This window comes from Bradyrhizobium sp. USDA 4503 (assembly GCF_054055815.1).
On record NZ_JBSRXS010000001.1, the window covers coordinates 1,549,654 to 1,574,269 of the forward strand.

Genomic DNA, 24,616 nt, shown 5'->3' on the forward strand with positions numbered 1-24,616 from the left:
CGGGCGATGACGGCAGTCAGTTCTTCTTCATGCCGTCGTCTTTCTTCATCATCGCGCCGCCGTCCTTCTTCATGGCGTCGTCCTTCTTCATCATGCCACCGTCCTTCTTCATGGCATCCTTGGACATCGAGTCTTCCTTTTTCATCGCGTCATCCTTGCCCATCTTGTCCTGAGCGAAGGCGGCGGGCGCCAGCGCCAGGCTGAACGAGAGCAGCGCGGCGGAAAGGCCGAGGCGGGTCTTGGTGGTCATGGTGATGATCCCTTGTGTGGTCGAATGTGAGCGCGACGACTTGCCGCTCTCTACTCGACGCACTTGCGCCGGCCGTCGTTACCTCCAATAACGAATTCTTGAAGCAGCACGGCTGCGGTCGCCCGGCGGCTGGTCGCGCGACGGTTGCGTGACGACGCGGCGTCACCGCGCATCAGTGTGCACCGCAACAACGGCAAGGCTTGAACGTCAGGACTTGAATGTCAGGACTTGAACGTCAGGACTTGCAGCCGCGTATCGGCTCGCACTATCAGGGCGCCTCGAACTATCAGACTAGAGAACATTCACGCGAAGACCGGCTAAGCTAAAGCTCCGCGCCGGCCTAACAGCCACTCAAGAAGCTCTCAGGGGAGAACAATGCTCACACGCCGCCACGTCCTCGCTTCCGCCCTCGCCGCACCCTCCGTCCTGCGGATGGGCATCGGGACCGCGCATGCCGCGACCACGCTGAAGATCTCGCACCAGTTCCCCGGCGGCACCATCGACAAGGGCGACTTCCGCGACCGGCTGTGCAGGATGTTCGCGGCCGAGGTCGCCAAGCGCTCGGGCGGCGATTTGACCGCCGAGGTCTACCCGAACTCGTCGCTGATCAAGACCAACGCGCAGTTCTCGGCGATGCGCAAGGGCGCGCTCGATCTCAGCCTGTATCCGATGCCTTATGCCGGCGGCGAATTGCCGGAGACCAATATCGGCCTGATGCCGGGCCTCGTCACCACCTACGACCAGGGCCTGCGCTGGAAGAAGGAGCCGGTCGGCAAGGCCTTGAGCGACTTCCTCGCCGACAAGGGCATTCTGCTGATCTCCTGGGTCTGGCAGGCCGGCGGCGTCGCCAGCCGCTCCAAGGCGATCGTGGCGCCTGAAGATGCCAAGGGCCTCAAGGTGCGCGGCGGCTCGCGCGAGATGGACATGGTGCTGCAGACCGCTGGCGCCGCTGTGCTGTCGGTGCCGTCGAACGAGCTCTACGCCGCGATGCAGACCGGCGCCTGCGACGCCGGCATCACCTCCTCCACCAGCCTGATCTCGTTCCGCCTCGAGGAGGTCGCGAAATCGCTGACCTCCGGCGCCGGCGCCTCCTACTGGTTCATGCTGGAGCCGTTGATGATGTCGAAGGCAATCTTCGACAAGCTGCCGAAAAACCAGCAGGACATCATCCTTGCCGTCGGCACCGAGCTCGAGGCGTTTGGCCGAAAGGGGGCGCAGGACGACGATACCGAAGTCGCCAAGGTCTATGAGAAGGCCGGCGCCAAGGTCAGCGCGCTCGATGCAACCATTGTCGGCAAGTGGCGCGACATCGCGCGCGATACCGCGTGGAAGGACTATGGCGCCAAGACCGCCACCGCCGCCAACCTGCTGAAGCTCGCTAGCGACGTCGCCGCATGATCCATGGTCCGGTCGCGGATCAGGCCGAAACCGCAAGCATCGCCGCGGGCAACACGCCCGTGGCCTTGCTTGGGCGCGCGCTGTCCATCTGCAACAACATCATCGTGGTGTTCGCCGCGCTCGCCCTGGTCGCGGCCTGCGTGATCCTGAGCTACAGCGTGCTCGGCCGCGCCCTGTTCCACAGCCCGAACTACTGGCAGGACGAGGCGGCCGTCTTCCTCCTGGTCGGCGCCACCTTCATGACCTCGGCCTATGTGCAGAGCCAGCGCGGCCATGTCAGCATCGAGGCGTTCGTCGGGCTGCTCTCGGCGCGCGCCAACGCGATCCGGCTGTGGCTGGTCGACGTCGCGAGCTTCGCGTTCTGCGCCTTCTTTGCCTGGAAATCCTGGACCCTGGCGCATGAAGCCTATGTCGACGGCCAGGTGTCCAACTCGATGTGGTCGCCGCCGCTCGCCATCCCCTACGTGCTGATGGCGCTGGGCATGACGCTGCTCTGCGTGCAGATCCTCCTGCAAATCATCATTCCGCTGACGGGTGGCGCGCGCCGATGACCGTGTTTGGTATTGGTATCTCCTACGGACTTGCCACCCTGTTTGCGATGTTCTCCGGTATGCCGATCGCGTTCGCGCTCGGTGCCGTCGCGGTCGTGTTCATGGCGATCTTCATGCCGGCGGCCTCGCTCGATACGGTGACGCAGAACGTCTACGAGGAGATGGCCTCGATCACGCTGCTGTCGATCCCGCTGTTCATCCTGAAGGGCGCGGCGATCGGCAAATCGCGAGCCGGCCAGGACCTCTATTCGGCGCTGCACGCCTGGCTGCACCGCGTGCCCGGCGGCCTCGGCGTCGCCAATGTGTTCGCCTGCGCCCTGTTCGCGGCGATGGCCGGCTCCTCGCCGGCGACCTGCTCGGCGATCGGTTCGGCCGGCATCCCGGAGATGCGCAAGCGCGGCTATTCAGGCGGCTTTGCCGCGGGGATCATCGCCGCCGGCGGCACGCTCGGCATCCTGCTGCCGCCCTCGATCACGATGATCCTGTTCGCCGTCGCAGCCGAGAAATCGCTGGGACGGCTGTTTCTCGCCGGCATCGGCCCCGGCCTGCTGCTGGTGACGCTGTTCGGTTTCTACGCGGTGTTCCGCTTCCGCAAGGAATACGCCATGGCCCGAGCCGTCTATGACGCGACCGGCAAGGACGCGGCGATCCTGCAGCATGACGAATTCACCATGGCCGAGCGCTTCAGCGCGCTGCCGCGCGTGATCCCGTTCGTGCTGCTGCTGACCGGCGTGATGATCGCGCTCTATGGCGGCTACGCCACCCCATCGGAAACCGCCGGCCTCGGCGGCCTCCTGGCGCTCGGGCTGATCGCCGTAATCTACAGCGTGTGGACGCCCAGCGACCTGTCGCCGATCCTGAAATCGACCATCCGCGAGTCCACCATGCTGATGCTGATCATCGGCATGTCGCTGCTCTATTCCTATGTGATGAGCTACCTGCACATCTCGCAGTCGGCGGCGGAAGCGATCGTCGCCATGCACCTGCCGCGCTGGGAGCTGTTGTTTGCGATCCTCGTGATGGTGATCGTGCTCGGCTTCTTCCTGCCGCCGGTCTCGATCATCCTGATGACCGCGCCGATCATCCTGCCGCCGCTGCGCGCGGCCGAGTTCGACATCATCTGGTTCGGCGTCGTCATGACCATCGTGATGGAGATGGGCCTAATCCATCCACCGGTCGGGCTCAACATCTTCGTCATCCGCAACGTCGCGCCCGACATCCCCTTGAGCGAGGTGATCTGGGGTACGCTGCCATTCGTGCTGCTGATGATGTTCGCAGTGCTGTTGCTCTGCTTCTTTCCGGAGATCTCGACCTGGCTGCCGAATCTGATCATGGGGCCGGACGGCGGGCGCTAGACCGTTTTCGGGCAGAGGGGACGCGGCAAGACCGGAGTTTCAGGCGGCCTCCTGCTCGCGTTCCGCGAGCGCCTTCTCGATCCGGCGGACCAGCACCGCCGTCGGACGCCCCTCGCGCTGCAGCCGGCGGAGCTCGTTCCACAGCCTGATGATTTCGCGGTCTCGCTCGGCGTCCATGGCAGCACTCCCCCGGAGCGCGCCAATATGAACGAAACAAGAACGAAACTCAAGGCCGCGAGATGGCTTCAAGCCGCCGTCGCCGGTGCAGGAACCAGAGCGACGCGACGCGATCGGTTCCTTCATGAAAATGGCCAAGGCAATTCGCAGGCAGGCGCAGACCGCGGAGCGAGTTGCATTGACGACGGCCGACGCACTTGTCGCCAACCAGATGCGCTCCCTCGCCCGCGCCTTCAGGAGTCAGGCCGATATCCTGAAGAGGAAAGAGAAGAAAAAGAAGAAGTGAGACGCGCCTGCGGTCGGGTCAGGGATAGCCATCACCCGGCGAGTCGACCTCGACCACATCGATCCGCGACGCGGACCTGCCCTTGCGTAGCTCCTCGTAGGACGTCTCCGCGCTCAGGCAGAACAGCGTCCTGCGGTCCGCGCCTCCGAGCGCGCAGGCAAGCGCGCGGCGGCCGGACACCGTGATGCGCTTACGCTCCACACCGGTGCGATCGATCCGGACAAAAGCATCTTCCGTGAAGGACGCGACCCAGGTCGCCCCGTCGGCATCGAGGCAGATGCCATCGGGATCGTTGATGCTGCCGAACCGCCCGCGCAGGCTCAGGCCGCCGTCCGGCGCGATGTCGTATTCGGCGAGACCGGCGCCATCCATTTCGGCAACGACGAGTCGGCGATGGTCGGAGGAGACGGCAATGCCGTTGGGAAACCGCAAGCCTTCAGCAACGACGCGCGCACTGCCATCGGCCGTCACGAGGATGATCCGGCCGACCGCACCGCGGCGCTCCGGCGGCGGCAGGTTGAAGCCGAGATCGCCGACATAGGCGCGTCCCTGCCCGTCGATGATCATGTCGTCGATCGTGCCGGTCGCGACCTCGGAGAGATCGGCATAGAGCGACAGCGCTCCATCGGAAAACCGCAGCAGCCGCTTCCTGAACATCGTCAGCACGACGATGTCGCCATCAGGCAGGACGCCGAGACCACACGGCGTGTCGTCGGTCAGCGCAGCATGCTCCTGCAACTCGCCCGACGAGCTGATGCTCAGAAGCGCCCGCGCCATGCAATCGACGAACCAGAGCCGCCCGCGATGCCATCGCGGGCCTTCGAAATAGCGGCCGCCGTCGAGGATCGTTCTGAGGCGAGCCGTCATGACGCACCGGCTCGAGAAAAGTGATGTGGCAGTGACATCGGCAGCCCCCACGTGCGCTCGCGACGACGATACAACTCACGCGGAACCGGTCAAAGCACGGTGCTGCCCGCCATTTTCGTCCGTGAAAACCCCGGTTCCCGCGGGTTCCACACGCCATATTCCATATTTTGCCGCGTTTTCCCTGTTGAGTTGCAGCTGCATTAAGACTCGAGAATCGAGGGTAGTGATAATCTGCGGCGGTTGTGCCGCCGTATGACGCGTTCTGTTGTGCCTCATGGTTTCTCAGGGGGGACCAGGGAATGAACAGTTGCCTACGTCCGCTGGCGTGCTTCGCCACCGCCGCCGCGCTCGCGCTGCTTCCGGTCCAGGCGACCGCCAAGCCGCATCACCAGCACCAGGCCAAAAGCGGCCACGGGGACAAGAAGGCGCATGGCGGCAAGGCCGCGCGCGAGAGTGCCTCCGGCAAGCGGCGGCACGCCAGACACGGCGCCGACAAACGTAAATCCGCGAAGGCCAAATCCGATCCTTCCAAATCCGCTGAGAAGGCGCCCGAGCCGGAGAAACCCGCCGAGCCGCAATTGTTGGGCGATCTCGCCACGATCAGGGACGCGATCCTCGCCGCGCGCAGAGGCAAGACCAGCGACGCGACCGATATCCAGGCCAGGATCACCGACCCGGTCGGGCGAAAACTCGTCGAGTGGTATCTGCTGCGCCACTCGGAATCGAGCGCGCCGTTCAGCCGTTATGCGGCATTCGTGACGGCCAATCCGGATTGGCCTAGCGTCACGCTGTTGCGCAAGCGCGCCGAAGCGCGGATCTGGCAGGAGCGCAGCGATCCGGCCACGGTGCACGGCTTCACCCTCGATCAGCCGATCAGCGCCAAGGGCAAGTTCGCGCTCGCCCGCACGCTGCTGGCCGAAGGCGACCGCGACGGCGCCACCCGGCTGGTGCGCGAAGCCTGGCGCTCGGAGGAGCTGTCCGATCGCTCCGAGAGCGACGCCTATGATGCGTTCAAGGACCTGCTGACGCGCGACGACCATCGCGCGCGCATGGACAAGCGGATCGGCGCCAAGGATCTCGCCGGCGCGAGGCGCGCGGCGCAGCGGCTCGGCAGCGACGATCTGGCGATCGTGAAAGCCTGCAGCGCGGTCCGCGGACAATCCAGCAAGGCAGAGGACACGCTCAACGATGTGCCGGCCGATGCCCGCCGCGATCTCGGTTACACGCTGTGCCGAATTCAGTGGCTGCTTGCGAAGAACAAGGTCGACGAAGCCGCGCGCGTGACGATCGCGGCTGAGCCCGAGACGATGGCGCAGCAGGACACCGACCAGTGGTGGCGCGAGCGCCGCATCCTCTCCCGCAAGCTGCTCGACCAGGGCGAGTACCAGGCGGCCTATGACGTGATCCGGCCCGCGGCGGCGCCGGACAATCCTTATTACCGCTCCGACATGCACTTCATGCGCGGCTGGATCGCGCTGCGTTATCTCAACGACGCCAAGACCGCCGCGGCGCACTTCGCGCATATCGATGAGGGCCAGACCAACCCGACCGTGCTGGCGCGCGCCGCCTATTGGCGCGGCCGCGCCGCCGAGGCACTCGGAAATTCCGCGGCGATGCGGGCCGACTACCAGGCCGCCGCGCGCTACCCGACGGCCTATTACGGTCAGCTCGCGCTGGCCAAGCTCGGCCGTGATGGTGGCGTCGAGCTGCGCGCGCCCTCGCCGGCTGCCAGCGCCGGCAGCATGGCGACCGACGAGCGGGTCCGCGCCGCCGATATGCTCTATGCGATCGGCGAGCCCGACGTCGTGCTCTATTTCGCCGCCGACCTCGCCGAGGAAAGCACCGATGTCGGGATGCTCGAAGCGCTCGGCGAGCTGACCGGCCGCCGCAACGATGCCCGCGCAATGCTGCAGATCGGCAAGATCGCGCTCGCGCGCGGCTTTGCCTTCGACCATTACGCCTTCCCGGTGATCGGCATTCCCAAGCACACGCCGATCGCGCCCGATATCGGGCGCAGCATGACCTACTCGATCGCGCGTACCGAAAGCGCGTTCGACCAGCGCGACAAGTCGGCGGCCAACGCCGTCGGCCTGATGCAGGTGACGCCGGAAGCCGGCCGTGACACCGCCAAGCGCTTCGGCGTCAGCTATGACTGGAGCCGGATGGTGTCCGATCCCGTCTACAACACCCAGATGGGCGCAGCCGAGCTCAGCGCGTTGCTGTCGGAATATCGCAACTGCCACATCATGACCTTTGCCGGCTACAACGCCGGTCGCGGCCGCGTCCGCGACTGGGTCAAGGCCTACGGCGACCCGCGCGATCCCAAGGTCGATCCGGTCGACTGGGTGGAGCGGATCCCGATCTCCGAGACGCGCAACTACGTGCAGCGCGTGATGGAGAATTTCGCGGTCTACCAGGCGCGGTTCGAGGATGCCGGCACGGCGGTGGCCAAGAACGGCGAGCGCGTCGTGACACAGGAGAGCAACGCGGCGCCGGCTGAGGCAATGCCGTCGCAATAACGTCGTCCCGGCCTAGCGCGCAATTGCGCGCGGCCGGGATGACAAGTTTCAATCCACCTTCACGTTGGCGGCCTTGATCATCGGCCACCATTTGGCGATTTCCGCCTTCTGCCAGGCACCGAGCGCATCCGGCGTGAGCTGATCCTTCGGCGGCATCTGCAAGCCCAAATTCTCGAGCTGCTTCTGCACGGCCGGATCGGCCATCGCCTCGACCGCAGCGGCGTTGAGCTTGGCCACGATCTCCTTCGGGGTACCCTTCGGCACCCAGAGGCCGGACCACAGCGTCATGTGGAAGCCCGGCAGGCCGGCCTCGTCGACCGTCGGAACGTCAGGCGCATTCGCGACCCGCTTGGAATCGGTGACCGCATAGGCGCGGATATTGCCGGCACGGACCTGGTTGATCGAGTTCGAGGTCTGGTCGACGATGATGTCGATCTGGCCGGCGACGAGGTCGTTCAGCGCTGGGCCGGTGCCGCGATACGGTACATATTGCAGCTTGATGCCGGAGACGTTCTCGAAATAGAGCCCGGCGATATGGCTGCCGCTGCCGGCGCCGGCGGTGCCCGCGGTCGGCGGCGCCGGCCGCGACTTCAGCCACTCCAGCAACTCCTTCAGCGATTTCGCCGGCACGGCGTTCTTGCTGACGATGATCATCGGGTTGCTCGGCAGCAGCGCCACCGGCTCGAGATCGGTGACGAGGTCGTAGCCGAGCTTGTAGATCGCGCCGTTGGCGACATGGGTGCCGAGATGGCCGAACGAGATGGTGTAGCCGTCGGGCGCCGAGCGCACCGCACGGCCGACGCCGATCGAGCCGCCCGCTCCAGTCACGTTCTCGATCAGCAGCACCTCACCGAGCGACTGCTTCATTCGTTCGCCGAGGATGCGCGCCATCGCATCCGAGGGGCCGCCGGCAGCAAACGGCACCACGATGGTGATCGGGTGCGCGGGATAGGTTTCCGCGGAAACGGTCCCCGTCAACGCGAACATCGCCAATACGGCCAGAACCAGCTTCCGCATCACGCTCTCCCTCAATTTTCTTGTTTCCAATTATTTTTGAAGGGCCACCTCTCGACAAGATGGCCCTTCGGATGAGGCGTCAGAACTGCGAGAAGTCGATCGGCTTGTGCCGGTCGAGCGTGCGGGTGATCGGCGGCAGGGGGTATTTCAGGCCACTGGCGCAGTTGAACAGCATCACGCGGTCGGTCTTGCTGACACGGCCGTCGGCGAGGCTCTCCTTGTAGGCGGCATAGGTCGCGGCGCCCTCGGGGCACAGCAGCAGCCCCTCCTCGCGCGCGATCTCATTGAGGGCGGCGCTGATCTTGTCGTCATCGACGGCGATCGCAAAGCCCTTGCTCTCGCGCACCGCGCGCAGGATGAGGAAGTCGCCGATCGCCTGGGGCACGCGGATGCCCGAGGCGATGGTGTGGGCGTCCTCCCAGCGCGCGGCGTGCTCGGTGGCGGCCTCATAGGCCCGCACCATCGGCGCGCAGCCGGAGGCCTGCACCGCGACCATGCGCGGGCGCTTGCTTCCGATGAAGCCGATCTTCTCGAGCTCGTCGAACGCCTTCCACATGCCGATCAGGCCGGTGCCGCCGCCGGTCGGGTAGAAGATCACGTCGGGCACGTCCCAGCCGAGCTGCTCGGCAAGTTCAAGCCCCATCGTCTTCTTGCCCTCGATCCGGTACGGCTCCTTCAGGGTCGAGGTATCGAACCAGCCGACCTTCGCCTTGCCCTCGCCGACGATCTTGCCGCAGTCATCGATATAGCCGTTGACGCGATAGACGGTGGCGCCCTGCAGCTCGATCTCGCTGACATTCACCTCCGGCGTATCGGCCGGGCAGAAGATCGTGGTCTTGATGCCGCAGGAGGTCGCATAGGCCGCCAGCGCCGCGCCGGCATTGCCGTTGGTCGGCATCGCCATGTGCTTGATGCCGAGCGCCTTGCCCATCGACACCGCCATCACCAGGCCGCGTGCCTTGAACGAGCCGGTCGGCAGCCGGCCTTCATCTTTCACAATGATCTCGCCGCCGCCAAGCTTGGCGCCGAGCCGCGGCAGCCGGATCAGCGGCGTCGTGACCTCGCCGAGGCTGACGATATCCTTGCATTTGCGCACCGGCAGCAGCTCGCGGTAGCGCCACAAATCGGCGGGACGCTCGGCCAGCGCGTCTTTGGTGAGCACCTTCTTCACCCCGGCGAGGTCATAGCGCACCAGCAGCGGCTTGCCGGCCTTGGAGAGGTTGTGCACCTGGTCCGCGGGATAATGATCGCCCTCCATCGCGCATTCGAGATGGGTGACGAAAGTCGGGCGTTCGATGGTGAGGTTGTCGTTGTCTTTCACTGGCTCTGTTCTTTCTCCGGCTTCTTGCGTCAACGGCTCTTTCCGCTTGTCATCGCCGGGCTTGACCCGGCGATCCATCTTGCAAAAAAGCTTTCGCTTGATGGATGCGGGTCAAGCCCGCGCATGACGAGCTGAATTCGGCCACTCAAATATTCAGCACGCGCCCATAGGCGTCGAGCACCGCTTCCTTCATCATTTCCGACAAGGTCGGATGCGGGAACACGGTGTGCATCAGTTCCTCTTCCGTGGTCTCCAGATTCATCGCCACGACGTAGCCCTGGATCAGCTCGGTGACCTCGGCGCCGATCATGTGGGCGCCGAGCAGCTGGCCGGTCTTCTTGTCGAAGATCACCTTGACGAGGCCCTGATCCTCGCCGAGCGCGATCGCCTTGCCGTTGCCGACGAACGGGAAGCGGCCGACCCGGATCTCGCGGCCGTCTTCCTTGGCCTTGGCCTCGGTGAGGCCGACGGAGGCGACCTGCGGGTTGCAGTAGGTGCAGCCCGGGATCATCAGCTTGTCCATCGGATGCGGATGCAGGCCCTTGATCGCCTCGATGCAGATCACGCCCTCATGCTCGGCCTTGTGCGCGAGCATCGGCGGTCCCGCGACGTCGCCGATCGCATAGATGCCGGGAACGTTGGTCTTGCCGAGGCCGTCGATCACGATGCAGCCGCGATCGGTTTTGACGCCAAGCTTCTCCAGCCCGAGATTCTCGATATTGCCGACCACGCCGACCGCCGAAATCACGCGCTCGAACTCCACCGCTTGCGGCTTCTCCTTGCCGTCGTCGATGGTCGCAACCACGCTGTCGGCCTTCTTCTCGAGCTTTGTCACCTTGGTCGAGGTGAGTATCTTGATCCCCATCTTCTCAAACCGCTTGCGGGCGAGCCCTGCGATTTCCGCATCCTCGACCGGGAGAATCTGCGGCAGCACCTCGACCACAGTGACGTCGGCGCCCATGGTGTGGAAGAACGAGGCGAACTCGATGCCGATCGCGCCGGAGCCGACCACCAGCAGCGATTTGGGCATCCGCTCCGGCACCATCGCCTCGAAATAGGTCCAGATCAGCTTCTTGTCGGGCTCGAGCCCGGGCAGCACGCGCGGCCGCGCGCCGGTCGCCACGATGATGTGCTTGGCCTGATAGGTGCCCTCGCCGCTGGCGCCCTTCGGCGCCTCGACCGCCGACTTCTTCACCGTGATCTTGCCGGGGGCATCGATCGTGGCCTCGCCCCAGATCACCGTGACCTTGTTCTTCTTCATCAGGAAGCCGACGCCGTCATTGAGGCGCTTCGAGACGCCGCGCGAGCGCTGCACCACCGCCTTCGGATCGAACGAGACATTGTCGGCCGACAACCCGTAATCCTTGGCGTGCTGCATGTAGTGATAGATCTCGGCGGAGCGCAGCAGCGCTTTGGTCGGAATGCAGCCCCAGTTCAGGCAGATGCCGCCGAGATAGGATTTCTCGACGATCGCGGTCTTGAAACCGAGCTGCGCGGCACGGATCGCGGTCACGTAGCCGCCGGGGCCGGAGCCGATGATGATGACGTCAAAGGATGTGTCGGCCATGGCGGCTCCCGTTCAACTCAACGTGTGACGCCGCGGGCGCGGCTTCTTGCGATCAATGACCTGACCAGCCATTCGAGTCCGATCACCAGGGCCATGATGGCCAGGGCCGTCAGCACGATCGGCTGGGCGATGTTCCGCGCCAGCTGCTCGCCGGCGAAGAACGCGGAGTGTAGAAAATCCAATCCGGCCGGATTGAGCACCAGTGCGGCCGACAGCAACAGCGAGATCCAGGGCCAGCGCGTGCGAGCCATGCTGGCCATTCATCCGTACTCCCGCCATACCGCACCGAGGAACACGGACCACGCCAGCGCCAGCACCGCGGCGCCGATCATCATGATCCTGAACTGGATCGTCGATATCAGGTCGCGGTTGACCGCGACGAGCAACGCGACGGCGATAGCGGCGAGCAGGACGTACGGACCGACGATCGCGTACATGGGGGATGCCCGTCACACCATCATCATCACAGGGTTTTCGATCAGCTGCTTGAAGGCACCGATCAGCTCGGCGCCGAGCGCGCCGTCGATCGCACGGTGATCGCACGACAACGTCACGCTCATCATGTGCGCGATCTCGATCTTGCCGCCGCGCACCACCGGACGTTCCTCCGAGGTGCCAACCGCGAGGATCGAGGCATGCGGCGGGTTGATCACGGCGGTGAAGTGGTTGATGCCGTACATGCCGAGGTTGGAGACCGCGGTGGTGCCGCCCTGATATTCCTCCGGCTTCAGCTTGCGGGCGCGGGCGCGGGCGGCGAAATCCTTCATCTCGTTGGAGATGGTCGAGAGTGTCTTGGTCTCGGCCTTGCGGATGATCGGCGTGATCAGGCCGCCCGGCATCGCCACCGCGACGCCGACGTCGGAATGCTTGTGCTTGAGCATGCCGCCTTCGGTCCAGCTGACGTTGCAGTTCGGAATCTTCTGCAGCGCGACCGCCATCGCCTTGATGACGAAGTCGTTGACCGAGATCTTGTAGAGCGGCTTCTTCTCCTTGTCCTTCGGCGCTGCGGCGTTGATCTCCTCGCGCGCGGCGAGCAGCTTGCCGATGTCGCAGTCGATGGTGAGGTAGAAGTGCGGGACGTTCTGCACCGAGGCGGTGAGACGCTGCGCGATGGTGCGGCGCATGCCGTCATGCGGCACCACCTCGTAGGAGCCCGGCTCGAACAGCGCGAGGATCTGCTTGTCCGACATTGACGGCGCGATGCTCGGTCCCGCGGCGGGCGCTGCCGCCGGCGCCTTCAGGCCCTTGCCGGACTTGGCCTCGTCGACGTCGCGCGCGATGACCCGGCCATGCGGGCCGGTGCCGGTGATGCGGGTAAGATCGATGCCGGCTTCCTTTGCCAGCCGGCGCGCCAGGGGCGATGAGAACACCCGGGCGTGGCCGTTAGCCTGCGCGGCCGGTGCAGCAGCCTGAGGCGCCGCTGCCGGCGCTGGCGCTGCGGCCGGCTTCGGCGCAGGCGCCGCCGCCGGTGCGGGAGCCGCCGCAGGCGCGGCCTGGGCGGCGGGCTTCGGCGCCTCGGCGGGTTTAGCGGCCGGTGCGGCACCCGCTCCGGCGCTGGCTGCCGCCTTCACATCCTCGCCGTCGCCGGCCATGACGGCGATGACGTCGTTGACCGGCACGTCCTGGGTGCCCTCCGGCACCAGGATCTTGGCGATCGTGCCTTCATCGACCGCCTCGACTTCCATCGTCGCCTTGTCGGTCTCGATCTCCGCGATCACGTCGCCGGACTTGACCTTGTCGCCCTCTTTCTTGAGCCACTTGGCGAGGTTGCCCTTTTCCATCGTCGGCGACAGCGCGGGCATGAGAATATTGATCGGCATTGTCAGTGACCTTGTTGCGACCGCGGTTTGGTTTGGCCCATGTCGGTCGGCCGGGCGATTTCGGCTTCGAACATCTCGACGATGCGCGCGAGCGCCTCGTCCTCGGTGTATTCACTCTCGCGCGCATAGGCGCGCGCCGCGTGGCGGGCGATGTCGACCAGCATCAGCCCCCACATGTCCGGCTCCTCGAAAGCGCGCTGGAACGCGATCGACAGGCCGCCATCGACGACGAAGGCGCGCAGCACCTCGATGGCGTCGTCGCGGCCCATCACGTCAGGCGGCAGCGGCTGCTCCTTGGGACCGGCCATCGGCGTTACCGGTAGGATACGGCCTTGGCGGCGGCGACCACCTCGGCGACGGAGGGCAGAGCGAGCTTTTCGAGGTTGGCGGCATAGGGCATCGGCACGTCCTTGCCGGAGACGCGCGCCACCGGCGCGTCGAGATAGTCGAAGGCGTGCTCCATGATGCGCGCGGCGACCTCAGAGCCGACGCCGCTCTGCTGCCAGCCCTCCTCGACCGTCACCGCGCGGCCGGTCTTCTTCACCGAGTTGATGATGGTCTCGGTGTCCATCGGACGGATGGTGCGGAGATCGACGACCTCGGCCTCGATACCTTCCTTGGCGAGTTCGTCGGCAGCCTTCAGCGCATAGGACATGCCCATCGCCCAGGAGACGATGGTGACGTCCTTGCCGGCGCGGGCAATCCGCGCCTTGCCGATCGGCACCACGAAATCAGCCAGCTTCGGCACCTCGCCGGTGTGGCCGTACAGCACCTCGTTCTCGAGGAAGATCACCGGATTGGGATCGCGGATCGCGGCCTTGAGCAGGCCCTTGTAATCGGCGGCCGAATACGGCGCGATCACCTTGAGGCCCGGGATCTGCGAGTACCACGCCGCGTAGTCCTGGCTGTGCTGCGCGGCGACACGCGCGGCGGCGCCGTTCGGGCCGCGGAACACGATCGAGCATCCCATCTGGCCGCCGGACATATAGAGCGTCTTGGCGGCGGAGTTGATGATCTGGTCGATCGCCTGCATGGCGAAGTTGAAGGTCATGAACTCGACGATCGGCTTCAAGCCCGCCATCGCCGCGCCGACGCCGACGCCGGCAAAGCCGTGCTCGGTGATCGGCGTGTCGATCACGCGGCGGGCGCCGAATTCCTGCAACAGGCCCTGCGTCACCTTGTAGGCGCCCTGATATTCCGCGACCTCCTCGCCCATGATGAAGACGTCGCCGTCGCGGCGCATCTCCTCGGCCATCGCATCGCGCAGCGCCTCGCGAATGGTCTGCGTGACCATCTCGGTCCCCGCGGGGATTTCCGGATCTGGCAGCGGCTCGGGCGCGGGCGCGGCCGGTGCCTTCGCCGCGGGCTGCGGCGTTTCCGCCTTGGCTTCGGCAGGCGCGGCTTCGGCGGCCTTCGGCTGCGGCGCTGGAGCCGCCGGCGCCTTGGCGAGGTCGGCGGCGCTTTCGCCGTCGACGAGAATGGTGGCGATCGGCGTGTTCACCGCAACGTCCGCGGTGCCTTCCGGAATCAGGATCTTGCCGAGCGTGCCCTCGTCGGTTGCCTCGACCTCCATCGTCGCCTTGTCGGTCTCGATCTCGGCGATGACGTCACCGGACTTGATGGTCTCGCCTTCCTTTTTCAGCCATTTGGCGAGGTTGCCCTTCTCCATGGTGGGCGACAGCGCAGGCATCAGCACTTGAATGGGCATATCGGCTCCCGAAATCGGTCTTGAAATTCGTCTGCGCGGGTGGGGTCAGCGGTAGATGTCGGTGTAGAGCTCGGCCGGATCCGGCTCCGGATCGTGCTGCGCGAAGTCTGCGGCCTCGTTGACGATCTCGCGCACCTGGGCGTCGATCGCCTTCAGGTCCTGCTCGCTGGCGCCCGAGGCCAGCAAGCGGTTGCGCACCTGCTCGATCGGGTCCTGGTCGTGACGCACCTTCTCGACCTCCTCGCGCGTGCGGTACTTCGCCGGATCGGACATCGAGTGGCCGCGGTAGCGGTAGGTCTGCATCTCCAGAATCATCGGACCGTTGCCGCCGCGGCACCAGGCCACGGCCTCATCGGCGGCGGCCTTGACGGCGCGCACGTCCATGCCGTCGACCTGCCTGCCCGGAATGTTGAAGGAGGCGCCGCGCTTGGAGAAATCCTGCTGGGCCGATGCGCGCGACACCGAGGTGCCCATCGCATAGCGATTGTTTTCGATCACGTAGATCACCGGCAGCTTCCACAGCTCCGCCATGTTGAAGCTCTCGTAGACCTGGCCCTGGTTGGCCGCGCCGTCGCCGAAATAGGTCACGCTGACGTTATCGTTGCCGCGATAGCGGTTGGCGAACGCAAGGCCGGTGCCGAGCGAGACCTGCGCGCCCACGATCCCGTGACCACCGTAGAAATGCTTCTCCTTGCTGAACATGTGCATGGAGCCGCCCTTGCCGCGGGAATAGCCGCCGCGGCGTCCGGTCAATTCGGCCATCACGCCCTTGGCTTCCATGTCGCAGGCCAGCATGTGGCCGTGGTCCCGGTAGCCGGTTATGACCTCGTCGCCCGGCTTCAGCGCCATCTGCATGCCGACCACGACCGCTTCCTGGCCGATATAGAGATGGCAGAAACCGCCGATCGCACCCATGCCGTAGAGTTGACCGGCCTTCTCCTCGAAGCGCCGGATCAGGAGCATGTCCCGCAGTGCCTTGAGCTCCTGCTCCTTGGTGAATTCGGGGGGAGAGCCGGCCTTCTCCTGCCCTGATTCTTTTGCGACGCTTTTCTTGGGTGCGGCCATGGCAATTCCGGGTGAGAGAAGTCGGAGAACCCTCTCTAACCCAACTCAAATCGCCTTGGAAGGATTGCGTTCGCCCGATGGAATTTTGCTATGCCGCACTGCAGCGCAGCGCGACATTTTTGTGATAGCGCGCGAGTGATTTTGAAATTTGAGAACGCGTCAGTTCTTGTTGATCCGAACGAGATCACGCGGGTTGGCGTAGTCGAGCTGGAAGCGCGCACGCTCGTCCAGCATGTCGGGATCGACCCGGTCCGACCGCAGCAGCGACACCCGCTGCTCGCCCTCGGCCCGCTCCTTCTTCAGCCGCGCCAGCTCGGAGGTCAGCGCGATGATCTCCTGATCGAGCTCCTGCCGCGCGTTCAAGCCGTATTTGCCGGTGTAGGCGTTGACGCCGAAATAGCCGACCATCAGCGCCGCCAGCGTATAGAGGGCGAGCCCGGTCAGAATCGATTTGAGGCGTGTGCGGGAAACCATGGCCGCGAGCATGCGGCCATGGGGTTAACGAACGCTGAACCAGAGCGTTTTCGAGCGAAGTGGATACCGGTTCGCGTGAGGAAAACGCGTCAAAACATGTTCAGAGCCCCTTCCGATTCAATCGGAACGGGCCTCTTGCTCAGCGGTTCTGCTTTTCGATAAAGGCCGCGAAGGCGTCGAGATACTGCTGTAGCACGCCCTTGAGCGACTCCTTGGTCAGTTCGCCGTTGTCGTCGAAGGCATCGCCGACGCCGTTGAGATAAGCTTCCGGCTGACCGAGGATCGGGCCGGAAATGCCGGGCAGGATGTTCTGCAGGTGCTTCACCGCGCTGACGCCGCCGAGCGGTCCGGGCGAATTGCCGACGATGCCGATCGGCTTGCCGATGAACGAGCTCTTGCCGTAGGGCCGCGAGGCGACGTCGATGGCGTTCTTCAGCACGCCCGGGATCGAGCGGTTGTATTCGGGGGTCACGAACAGCACGCCGTTCGACTTCTGCAGCTTCTCGCGGAAGGCAAGCCAGTCCGCCGGCGGCGCAGCCTCGAGGTCCTGGTTGAAGAAGGAAATTTCCTGAAGCGTCGTCACATCGAGCTTCAGCGACGCCGGTGCAAGCTTGGCCAGCGCGTTGGCGATCTTGAGCGAGAAGCTCTGTTTGCGGATGCTGCCGACGATGGTGACGATGTTATAGGCCATAGCAAATTCCCCTCGGATTGCGCGTGAAACTGGTGCCCCTCACCTACCGGCGCACCAAGAAAGATGCAAGTGCATGGATCGTCCAATTCCGGAAACGCAGCGTTTCGCGGAATTGGTCTATGCAAAGCAAAAAGGCCGCCCCCATCGGGACGGCCCCTGCGTTTCGATCCTCAGCCCTTGTTCGGGTTGATCAGGAATTTCTCGCCGGTCGCGCGCTTGTTGTAGACGGCGATGTTGTCGAGTTGCAGGGTCTCCTGCAACGAGACCACCTTGGTGTAGTGACTGGCGAAAGTCGTCTTCAGTTCGGCCACCACGCGCTGGCGCAGCTTGTTGCCGGCCTCCGGACCGATCTTCATCAGGAATGGGAACAGCAGCCAGCCGCCGACGCCCCAGGCCATGCCGAAGCCGCGCGGCAATTCGATCGAGCGGGTGTCGAGGCTGCCATAGACATAGACCTGCTTGTGCACATTCGAGCCGTAGCGGCTGTAGGCCTTGGCGGTCTTGTTGATCGCGGTCTCCATCGCGACCAGGATCTGGCCCGCGAGCTTGCCGCCGCCGATCGCATCGAAGGCGATGGTGGCGCCGGTTTCGACCAGCGCGCCGGTGAGCTTGTCCATGAAATCGGGCGCGGAGGAATCGACGACATGTTTGGCGCCGATCTTGTGCAGGATGTCGGCCTGCTCCTTGTTGCGCACGATGTTGACGAGGCCGATGCCGTCCTTGAGACAGATCTTGTTGAGCATCTGGCCGAGATTGGACGCTGCCGCGGTGTGCACCAGCGCCTTGTGCCCCTCGCGCCGCATCGTCTCGGTCATGCCGAGCGCGGTCAGCGGATTGACGAAGCAGGACGCGCCTTCCGCCGGCGTGGTGCCGTCGGGCAGCGGCAGGCATTCGTTGACGCGCAGCGTGCGGTATTGCGCATACATCGCGCCACCGATCATCGCGACCGTGCGGCCCATCACCGCTTTCGCCGCATCCGATGAACCGGTCCTGATCACGACGCCGGCACCTTCATTGCCGACCGGCATGGACTCATCGAGCCGTGCGGCGAGGCCCGGCAATGCCGCTTCCGGCACGCGCGCAGTCACCACAGGCAATTCCTTGCTGCCGGAGACCTTGGCGGCCGACATGTCGGCCGGGCCGATCAACAGACCGAGATCGGACGGATTGATCGGGGTCGCCTCGACCCGGACCACGACCTCGTCGGGGCCGGGCTCGGGGGTCGGGACATTGACCAGCGATATCTCGAGCTCGCCATTCTTCTTGAGCAGCGAACGCAGCTGCAGACCGCTCTTGCCGTCGCTCATCCCGACCTCCCTTTTGCGTTTTGTTGGATCCCGTTCAAGCTGGGGCGCTACGCCAGCGCCTTCAAGGCCGCCCTGCCCGCGTATTTCGCTTGGGTGCCGAGCTGCTGCTCGATGCGCAGCAGCTGATTGTACTTGGCGGTACGGTCGGAGCGCGCCAGCGAGCCGGTCTTGATCTGCCCGCAATTGGTGGCGACCGCAAGATCGGCGATCGTGGAATCCTCGGTCTCGCCGGAGCGGTGCGACATCACGGCGGTGTAGCCGGCCTTGTAGGCCATCTCGATCGCCGCAAGCGTCTCGGTCAGCGTGCCGATCTGGTTGACCTTGACCAGGATCGAATTGGCGCGGCCGTTCTTGATGCCGTCGGCAAGCCGGGTGACGTTGGTGACGAACAGATCGTCGCCGACCAGCTGGCACTTCTTGCCGATCGCATCCGTCAGTTCCTTCCAGCCGTCCATGTCGTCCTCCGACATACCGTCCTCGATGGTGACGATCGGATAGCGGCTGACGAGATCGGCGAGATACTTCACCTGCTCGGAGCGCGAGCGGGTCTTGTTCTCGCCGCCATAGACGTAGGAGCCTTCCTTGAAGAATTCGGTCGAGGCGCAGTCGAGGCCGAGCACGACGTCGTCGCCCGCCTTGTAGCCGGCCTTGCCGATCGCATTCATCACGAACTCGAGCGCGGCGTCGGCCGACGGCAGGTTCGGCGCGAAGCCGCCCTCGTCGCCGACATTGGTGTTGTGGCCGGCCTTCTTCAGTTCGCCGCGCAGCGTATGGAAAATTTCCGAACCGCAACGTAGCGCCTCGGCGAACGACGTGGCGCCGACCGGCAGGATCATGAACTCCTGGAAGTCGATCGGGTTGTCGGCATGCACGCCGCCATTGATGATGTTCATCATCGGCACCGGCAGCGTCCGCGCCGAGGTGCCGCCGACATAACGATACAGCGGCATGTCGAAGGATTCGGCGGCGGCCTTGGCGCAGGCCAGCGAGACGCCGAGGATGGCGTTGGCCCCGAGCCGGCTCTTGTTCGGCGTGCCGTCGAGCTCGATCATGATCTGGTCGATCGCGACCTGCTCCTCGACCGCCTGGTCGCTGAGCGCCTCGAAGATCTCACCGTTGATGGCGGCGACCGCCTTCTCGACACCCTTGCCGAGATAGCGCGCCTTGTTGCCGTCGCGCAGTTCCACCGCCTCATGCGCGCCGGTGGAGGCGCCCGACGGCACGGCCGCACGACCGATTGACCCATCCTCCAGCACCACATCGACCTCGACCGTGGGGTTGCCGCGGCTATCAAGGATTTCGCGGCCGATGATGTCGACGATGTCAGTCATGACGTGCTCTTTCTCGATATGGGGTTGGCTGATGCGCCGCGTCATACACGGCGCGCAAGCAAATGTGAACGGCCCGCCCGCCCGGCCCGTCTGACGGTGCAATGTGGTGGGTTTATGCTGTCGGGGATTACCTTCGCGTGCTGGCCCATTGTTTCACGAAGCCGGGATAACGCAATGAACCGTCGCCAGTTTCTCGCCTCCACCACTGCCGCGATTTTGACCACGAGAGCGCAGGCGCAGGATGCCCAGACGCCGTTCCGGGTGAAATATTTCAACGTCGACGCCGGGACCGGCCTGCACGATGTCACGCCGGCGCCCGATGGCACCGTCTGGTTCACGGGCCAGCGCAGCGGTGCGCTGGGCCGGCTCAATCCGCGCGACAGTGCGTTCAAGCTGGTCAGCCTCGGCAAAGGTGCGGCCCCGCACGGCGTCACGATCGGCCCCGACGGCGCGCCATGGGTAACCGAGGGCGGGCAGAATGCGATCGCCCGCGTCGACCCCGGCGACCACAAGGTGACGCTGTTCCGCCTGCCTGAGAAAGCCGCTGACGCCAATCTCAATACCGGCGTGTTCGACAAGCGCGGCGTCTACTGGTTCACCGGCCAGTCCGGCTTCTACGGCCGGCTCGATCCGAAATCCGGTGAGATGAAGGTGTTCGAGGCACCGCGCGGCGTCGGCCCCTACGGCATCACCGTGACCCCAAACGGCGACATCTGGTACGCCTCGCTTGCCGGCAGCTATATCGCACGGATTGACCCTGCGACCGGCAACGCCAGCGTGGTCCAGCCGCCGACGCCGAAACAGGGCGCGCGACGGGTGTGGTCGGATTCGCGGGGGCGGATCTGGGTCAGCGAATGGAACAGCGGCAACGTGTCGGTGCACGATCCCGCCGACGGGACGTGGAGGGCCTGGAAGCTGCCCGGCAGCAATCCACGGACCTATGCCGTCTATGTCGACGATAAGGACAAGGTCTGGCTCACCGATTTCTCGGCCAACGCGATCATGCGCTTCGATCCGGTGGGCGCGACCTTCAACGCCTTTCCGAGCGACCGCGCCGGCGCGAATGTCCGGCAACTCGATGGCCGGCCCGGCGAGGTCTGGGGCTGTGAATCCGGCCAAGACCGCTTGGTCCTGATCCAGACGGCGGCGCCCGCGTAGCGCCCGCACGCGGACGGTTGACGAACCGCCCGCTTCCGTTCATTTCGGCCGCTCCCACAAGGATGAGGCCCATGGCGAAGAAAACCCTGCAACTCGGCCGTGCCGTCGCTTGGCCCGATAGCCCGGACAAGGCGGTGCTCGACCGCGTCCCCAATCCGCAGGCCGGCACGGATTATCTGGTGCGCTTCGCTATCCCGGAATTCACCTCGGTCTGCCCGATCACCGGCCAGCCGGACTTCGCCCATCTGGTGCTCGACTTTGTGCCGGGCCGGTGGCTCCTGGAATCTAAGTCGCTGAAACTCTATGCGGCAAGCTTCCGCAATCACGGCGCCTTCCACGAGGATTGCACCGTCATGATCGGGAAGCGTATCGTCGGGGAAATCAAGCCGAAATGGCTGCGGATCGGCGGTTACTGGTATCCGCGCGGCGGCATCCCGATCGACGTGTTCTTCCAGACCGGCCGGCTGCCGAAGGGCGTCTGGGTTCCCGATCAGGGCGTCGCGCCCTATCGCGGGCGCGGGTGATCCGGCGTCTCAATAGGCGCTCAGCAGATCGACCTTGGCATTGGCGAGGATCAGGCGGCGCGCCAGCAGTGCGGAAAGATTGCGCATGATCTTCATCGAAATCTGCGGGTGGAGCTGACGATAGTCGGCAAAGCTGTCGATCGGTAGCTCGAGGCATTTGACCGGGGTGTCCGCCCAGACGTCGGCGCTGCGGTGGCTCTCGATGATCGCCATCTCGCCGAACTCCATGCCCGGCCCGAGCGAGGCAAGCCGCACGCCGCTCGGCAGCTTCACGCTCACCATCCCGCTTTGCAGGAAGAACAACGAATTGGCCGGCTCGCCGGCCACGACGATGCGCTGGCCGGCGTCGTAGCGGCGCGGCGTCGAGAGTTCGGCGAGCGCAGCGATCTCCTCGGGCGCGAGATCGGCCAACAGCGCCTGCTCGCCGAGATGGGCGGTCTCCTTGGTCTCGGTGAAGCCGCCATAGCGGTAGATCAGTTGATCCTCGGCCCATTCAACGGCGTCGTCGAGCAGCGGAAAATGCCGCAACCGCTTCGGCTCTTCGATCTGCGCGCGGATCGTGGCCCAGACCGGCGACGTCGTCTCGACACCGGAGATGATCGTGGTGACACCGGAATTTCCGAGCGTGGCGATTTTCTCAGCCAGCAGCTGGGCGCCGGCTGCCGTGATGTCGGGCACGCGGTGGAAATCTAGGATCAGCAGCGGCGCGCCGGGCGGCTCGCTGGATAGCCGGCGAGTGACGTAGTCGATCGACGCGAAGTTGAGCGCCCCCACCAGCTCGATGACGCGGGTGTCGCTGTGGCGGTCATCGAGGATCTGCTGTTCGTGCGGCTGGCGGCTGCGGCGGGAGGTGATGCCGAAGATGTCGTAGTCGGCGATGATGCAGGTGCGGACGTCGCCGCTGCGGTTGAGCATATGCAGATCAAATCGCGCCGACAGCGCCTCGCAAACCTTCAGGCCTCTCACGCTGTTGAAGTGCCCATCGAGCAGCGGCGAAAAGGTGCCGAGCCCCAATTGCGACGGGAGCGCTGCGACGATGCCGCCGCCGACCCCACTCTTGGCGGGCATTCCGACGCGATAGATCCACTCGCCGGCATAGTCGTACATGCCCGAGCTCGTCATCACCGACAGCGTGCGCGCGACGACATGCGGCGTCACCACCTGGACGCCGGTGACCGGATTGACGCCGCGATTGGCGAGCGTTGCGGCCATCACCGCGAGGTCGCGCGCGGTGACGAGAATTGCGCATTGCCGGAAATAGATATCGAGCACGGCATCGACGCCGTCCTGTAGCACGAGGTAGTTGCGCAGCAGCCAGGCGATCGCGCGATTGCGGTTGCCGGTCGCCGTCTCCGACGCATGGACCGCGTCGTCGACGTCGAGTTCGCGGCCGGCAAACTGGCCGAGCTTGTCCCGGATGCGCTCGAATGCGGCGCGGCCATCGACCTCGTGGATCAGCCCGGAGCAGGCAATCGCGCCGGCGTTGACCATCGGATTGAACGGCTTGTTGTCGTTGGTCAGCCGGATCGAGTTGAATGCCTCACCGCTCGGCTCGACGCCGATCGCCGACGCGACGCGCGCTTCGCCGACGAGATCGAGGGCCAGCGCAAACACGAACGCCTTCGAAACGGACTGGATGGTGAAAGGAGCGGCGCTGTCGCCGACTTCGTAGACATGGCCATCGATGGTGACGAGGCTGATGCCGAAATGCGCCGGGTTGGCCCGTTTCAGCTCCGGAATGTAGTCGGCGAGCGCGCCGGAATTGTCCGATTTGAATTCTTGGTGGCAGGAGGCCAGAAAACGCTGAAGTGGAGGCTCGGTGCCATATCCCGTTGTCCTGACGTCCGCATTCCCTCGAATAGGCCAGCCAGTCTGGACGTCCACGCTCTCACCTCAAATGGCGAGAAATAAGCAATCCTCATGCCATGCGCGGTCGTCCGAACGCTGCTGCGAATGCGTCATCCTGACGCTGCACCCCGCTTCCCTGCATGTTGTGTCTGCCACCGCCGGTGGGCCCGTGGACGCCTAGGTTGTCTGCGCATCGGCGGGCCTGGTCTGCCGCAGAAACCGCGCGCAGATAAAGCCGAGCACGACCATCACGGCGGCAGCTGACACCAACGTCGCGGTCTTGCCGACGTGTTGCAGGCCGAAGCCATAGGCGATCGGGCCGACGGTCTGGCCCATGAAAAAGAAGAACGAGTGCAGCGACAGCGCGGTGGCGCGCGCCTCGACCGACAGCTCGCTGGCGAACACCTGCAGGCAGCCGTGGATCATGTAGAAGCCGAGGCCCATCACCAGGAGGCCCGCCATCTGCAGCTTCCAGTGCGGCCCGAAGGCGACCCCGACCAGTTGAATCGCAACCAGTGTCGCGCCAACGATCATCATCCCCCTCACCCCGATCCACGGCAGCAGGCGCGATACCGTCAGCGTGTAGAGCAATCCGCCGATCGCAAATCCCGCGATCACGATGCCGGCGATCGACAGCGAGGTCTCGCCGAGCTCGAACAGGAACGAGGCGATGAAGGGAAACAGCCCGAGCACGCAGCAGCCTTCGATGAAGACCGCCGAGTAGCAGATGCGGGCGTTCGGATTGGTGAAGATGGTGCGGTAGCCGTGGCGAAGCGCCTTCAGGCTGGTGCGCGGCGGACGGTTCAGCGCGGCGCCGCGGAAGCCGGCCGCCACCGCCAGCGCGACGATGATCACGAGGCCCCCGAGCACCGCGAGCACGCCGCGCCAGCCGAGGAAGTCGCCGATCAGGCCGGATGCCGTCGCACCGAGCAGATTGCCGGTCATCGAGCCCGCGAGGGTTCGCCCGATCGCGAGCTGCCGCTTGTCCGGGCCAACCAGATCGCTGGTCAGCGACAGCGCCACCGGAAACACGCCGCCCGAGCCGATGCCGGCGAGGATGCGGGTCACGAACAGCATCGGAAACGAGGTCGAGAGCGCGCCGAGGATGTTGGCAACGCCGAGCAGTCCGAGGCAGATCGTCATCAGCCGCGCCTTGCCGAACAAATCGGCAGCGGCGCCGATCGCCGGCTGCACCGCGGCAAAGGTGAAGGCGAACACCGCGGCGAAGCTCGCGGCGGTCGCTATGCTGACGCTGAAGTCATCAGCGACATGCGGCAGCACCGGATCAAGCGCACGCACCGACAGGCTCGCCGCGAAGGTCGCCAGCGTGATCACGTTGAGGGCCGGCGGCATGCCGCTGGTTGCGGTCATGTCGTTGTCCG

General features: G+C 65.1%; 25 protein-coding genes. 7 read left to right on the plus strand and 18 right to left on the minus strand.

Annotated elements, in window-relative coordinates; genetic code table 11:
• Nucleotides 1-16: 16 nt before the first annotated feature.
• Nucleotides 17-250, minus strand: coding sequence for a pentapeptide MXKDX repeat protein (locus ACVMIH_RS07440; RefSeq protein WP_092083897.1), 234 nt, complete (start codon nucleotides 248-250; stop codon nucleotides 17-19).
• Between the two features lie 375 nt (nucleotides 251-625).
• On the opposite strand from ACVMIH_RS07440, the gene dctP reads away from it, so the two are divergent.
• The 3 genes from dctP to ACVMIH_RS07455 are packed head-to-tail and all read left to right on the plus strand — an operon-like array spanning nucleotide 626 to nucleotide 3,554.
• Nucleotides 626-1,648 (plus strand): TRAP transporter substrate-binding protein DctP, encoded by a 1,023-nt coding sequence (dctP, locus tag ACVMIH_RS07445; RefSeq protein WP_076825488.1) that lies wholly within the window; start codon nucleotides 626-628, stop codon nucleotides 1,646-1,648.
• Entirely contained in the window at nucleotides 1,645-2,199 is a 555-nt protein-coding gene (locus tag ACVMIH_RS07450) for a TRAP transporter small permease (protein WP_200844436.1), read from the plus strand. Before dctP ends, ACVMIH_RS07450 begins: the two co-directional genes overlap by 4 nt.
• Nucleotides 2,196-3,554, plus strand: a complete 1,359-nt coding sequence (locus tag ACVMIH_RS07455) for a TRAP transporter large permease (protein WP_141340612.1) — start codon at nucleotides 2,196-2,198, stop codon at nucleotides 3,552-3,554. The genes ACVMIH_RS07450 and ACVMIH_RS07455 overlap by 4 nt, the downstream gene beginning before the upstream one ends.
• A gap of 39 nt (nucleotides 3,555-3,593) precedes the next feature.
• Here ACVMIH_RS07455 and ACVMIH_RS07460 read toward each other — a convergent pair whose 3' ends face one another.
• Nucleotides 3,594-3,731, minus strand: a complete 138-nt coding sequence (locus ACVMIH_RS07460) for a hypothetical protein (protein ID WP_456861112.1) — start codon at nucleotides 3,729-3,731, stop codon at nucleotides 3,594-3,596.
• Between the two features lie 124 nt (nucleotides 3,732-3,855).
• Between ACVMIH_RS07460 and ACVMIH_RS07465 the strand changes: the two genes are divergently transcribed.
• Entirely contained in the window at nucleotides 3,856-4,017 is a 162-nt protein-coding gene (locus tag ACVMIH_RS07465) for a hypothetical protein (protein WP_456861114.1), read from the plus strand.
• Nucleotides 4,018-4,035: 18 nt separating this feature from the next.
• Here the strand turns inward: ACVMIH_RS07465 and ACVMIH_RS07470 are convergent, their stop codons facing one another.
• Nucleotides 4,036-4,884, minus strand: coding sequence for an SMP-30/gluconolactonase/LRE family protein (locus ACVMIH_RS07470; RefSeq protein ID WP_229159936.1), 849 nt, complete (start codon nucleotides 4,882-4,884; stop codon nucleotides 4,036-4,038).
• A 299-nt stretch (nucleotides 4,885-5,183) separates the two neighbouring features.
• Between ACVMIH_RS07470 and ACVMIH_RS07475 the strand changes: the two genes are divergently transcribed.
• Complete coding sequence (locus ACVMIH_RS07475; protein WP_456861116.1) at nucleotides 5,184-7,403, plus strand: lytic transglycosylase domain-containing protein; 2,220 nt, start codon at nucleotides 5,184-5,186, stop codon at nucleotides 7,401-7,403.
• Nucleotides 7,404-7,451: 48 nt separating this feature from the next.
• Here ACVMIH_RS07475 and ACVMIH_RS07480 read toward each other — a convergent pair whose 3' ends face one another.
• The 13 genes from ACVMIH_RS07480 to eno all read right to left on the minus strand — a co-directional run bounded on the left by ACVMIH_RS07480 (nucleotide 7,452) and on the right by eno (nucleotide 19,704).
• Nucleotides 7,452-8,420: a tripartite tricarboxylate transporter substrate binding protein BugD gene (locus ACVMIH_RS07480; RefSeq protein WP_076825479.1), complete on the minus strand. Its 969-nt coding sequence runs from the start codon at nucleotides 8,418-8,420 to the stop codon at nucleotides 7,452-7,454.
• A 79-nt stretch (nucleotides 8,421-8,499) separates the two neighbouring features.
• The gene (locus ACVMIH_RS07485; protein ID WP_456861118.1) at nucleotides 8,500-9,741 is read right to left on the minus strand and encodes a threonine synthase; all 1,242 of its coding nucleotides are present in this window, start codon (nucleotides 9,739-9,741) and stop codon (nucleotides 8,500-8,502) included.
• Between the two features lie 145 nt (nucleotides 9,742-9,886).
• The gene (gene lpdA, locus ACVMIH_RS07490) at nucleotides 9,887-11,308 is read right to left on the minus strand and encodes a dihydrolipoyl dehydrogenase (RefSeq protein ID WP_253608516.1); all 1,422 of its coding nucleotides are present in this window, start codon (nucleotides 11,306-11,308) and stop codon (nucleotides 9,887-9,889) included.
• 17 nt (nucleotides 11,309-11,325) lie between these two features.
• Complete coding sequence (locus ACVMIH_RS07495; RefSeq protein ID WP_456861120.1) at nucleotides 11,326-11,568, minus strand: hypothetical protein; 243 nt, start codon at nucleotides 11,566-11,568, stop codon at nucleotides 11,326-11,328.
• Nucleotides 11,569-11,745: a hypothetical protein gene (locus ACVMIH_RS07500; protein WP_168858567.1), complete on the minus strand. Its 177-nt coding sequence runs from the start codon at nucleotides 11,743-11,745 to the stop codon at nucleotides 11,569-11,571. It lies immediately after the preceding gene.
• Between the two features lie 12 nt (nucleotides 11,746-11,757).
• Nucleotides 11,758-13,128 (minus strand): pyruvate dehydrogenase complex dihydrolipoamide acetyltransferase, encoded by a 1,371-nt coding sequence (locus ACVMIH_RS07505; protein ID WP_456780473.1) that lies wholly within the window; start codon nucleotides 13,126-13,128, stop codon nucleotides 11,758-11,760.
• Between the two features lie 2 nt (nucleotides 13,129-13,130).
• Nucleotides 13,131-13,436 carry a DUF5076 domain-containing protein gene (locus ACVMIH_RS07510; protein WP_018271806.1) on the minus strand — a complete coding sequence of 102 codons (306 nt, stop codon included), beginning with the start codon at nucleotides 13,434-13,436 and terminating at the stop codon, nucleotides 13,131-13,133.
• A gap of 5 nt (nucleotides 13,437-13,441) precedes the next feature.
• Nucleotides 13,442-14,836, minus strand: coding sequence for a pyruvate dehydrogenase complex E1 component subunit beta (locus tag ACVMIH_RS07515; protein WP_456861122.1), 1,395 nt, complete (start codon nucleotides 14,834-14,836; stop codon nucleotides 13,442-13,444).
• A gap of 45 nt (nucleotides 14,837-14,881) precedes the next feature.
• On the minus strand, nucleotides 14,882-15,901 hold the full coding sequence (gene pdhA, locus ACVMIH_RS07520; RefSeq protein WP_092083877.1) for a pyruvate dehydrogenase (acetyl-transferring) E1 component subunit alpha: 1,020 nt from the start codon (nucleotides 15,899-15,901) through the stop codon (nucleotides 14,882-14,884).
• A 159-nt stretch (nucleotides 15,902-16,060) separates the two neighbouring features.
• Nucleotides 16,061-16,375: an FtsB family cell division protein gene (locus ACVMIH_RS07525; protein ID WP_028339710.1), complete on the minus strand. Its 315-nt coding sequence runs from the start codon at nucleotides 16,373-16,375 to the stop codon at nucleotides 16,061-16,063.
• Between the two features lie 139 nt (nucleotides 16,376-16,514).
• Nucleotides 16,515-17,066 (minus strand): NADPH-dependent FMN reductase, encoded by a 552-nt coding sequence (locus ACVMIH_RS07530; protein WP_168858571.1) that lies wholly within the window; start codon nucleotides 17,064-17,066, stop codon nucleotides 16,515-16,517.
• A gap of 170 nt (nucleotides 17,067-17,236) precedes the next feature.
• Complete coding sequence (locus ACVMIH_RS07535) at nucleotides 17,237-18,373, minus strand: zinc-binding dehydrogenase (RefSeq protein ID WP_456861124.1); 1,137 nt, start codon at nucleotides 18,371-18,373, stop codon at nucleotides 17,237-17,239.
• A 47-nt stretch (nucleotides 18,374-18,420) separates the two neighbouring features.
• On the minus strand, nucleotides 18,421-19,704 hold the full coding sequence (eno, locus tag ACVMIH_RS07540) for a phosphopyruvate hydratase (protein ID WP_076825508.1): 1,284 nt from the start codon (nucleotides 19,702-19,704) through the stop codon (nucleotides 18,421-18,423).
• A 174-nt stretch (nucleotides 19,705-19,878) separates the two neighbouring features.
• On the opposite strand from eno, the gene ACVMIH_RS07545 reads away from it, so the two are divergent.
• On the plus strand, nucleotides 19,879-20,862 hold the full coding sequence (locus ACVMIH_RS07545; protein WP_456861126.1) for a Vgb family protein: 984 nt from the start codon (nucleotides 19,879-19,881) through the stop codon (nucleotides 20,860-20,862).
• A 62-nt stretch (nucleotides 20,863-20,924) separates the two neighbouring features.
• Nucleotides 20,925-21,386: a preQ(1) synthase gene (gene queF, locus ACVMIH_RS07550; RefSeq protein ID WP_141342685.1), complete on the plus strand. Its 462-nt coding sequence runs from the start codon at nucleotides 20,925-20,927 to the stop codon at nucleotides 21,384-21,386.
• Nucleotides 21,387-21,395: 9 nt separating this feature from the next.
• Here the strand turns inward: queF and glsA are convergent, their stop codons facing one another.
• Nucleotides 21,396-23,246: a glutaminase A gene (glsA, locus tag ACVMIH_RS07555; RefSeq protein WP_057016594.1), complete on the minus strand. Its 1,851-nt coding sequence runs from the start codon at nucleotides 23,244-23,246 to the stop codon at nucleotides 21,396-21,398.
• 165 nt (nucleotides 23,247-23,411) lie between these two features.
• Entirely contained in the window at nucleotides 23,412-24,605 is a 1,194-nt protein-coding gene (locus tag ACVMIH_RS07560; protein ID WP_310884652.1) for an MFS transporter, read from the minus strand.
• Nucleotides 24,606-24,616: the final 11 nt, after the last annotated feature.